The sequence below is a fragment of the Neisseria sp. P0021.S007 genome (assembly GCF_051956855.1).
Genome location: NZ_JBQCXA010000898.1, coordinates 1 through 570, shown reverse-complemented (window position 1 = coordinate 570; position 570 = coordinate 1). Strand labels below are relative to the sequence as shown.

The 570-nt window shown below is 53.0% G+C and carries 1 protein-coding gene; it reads left to right on the top strand.

Annotated features, from left to right (window positions below; all coding sequences use genetic code 11):
• Positions 1-570 (top strand): AAA family ATPase (locus ACTHUR_RS16600; RefSeq protein ID WP_440399783.1); only part of this gene is annotated, 570 nt, incomplete at both ends.

Below are 570 nucleotides of genomic sequence, written 5' to 3'. Positions count from 1 at the left end.
GCTTTGGCCTTGCTGCAAAACTTTATGCTGATTACCGGCGGGCCGGGTACGGGTAAGACCACGACCGTCGCAAAGCTTTTGGGTCTGATTTGCAATAACAGTACGAAGCTGCCCCGTATTGCGTTGGCCGCGCCGACGGGCAAGGCGGCTGCGCATATGGCACGGGCTTTGCAGCGGGCTTTAGATGGCTTTGATTTGTCTCCGAACATTAAAGCGCATTTGGAAAACTTGGAAGGGCAGACTGTCCATCGATTGTTGAAATTGCGGCCGCCGCAAATGCGCCCCGCGTTCAATCATGAACATCCGCTTGCTTTGGATGTTTTGGTGGTGGATGAGGCTTCGATGTTGGATTTGCCGCTGGTGTTGGATTTATTGCGTGCCGTGCCGACCAGTTGTCGTTTGGTGTTGCTTGGCGATGAAAACCAGTTGCCGTCGGTTGGCTTGGGTGCCGTATTGGCGGCGTTGTCGCGTCCGACGGTTTTGGATAAAGAAACTGCTGAAAAGCTGGAAGTTTATCTGCCCAATCATGGCTTTGAGATTAAAGAGCGGCCTCAGGCTTTATCGCAAAAC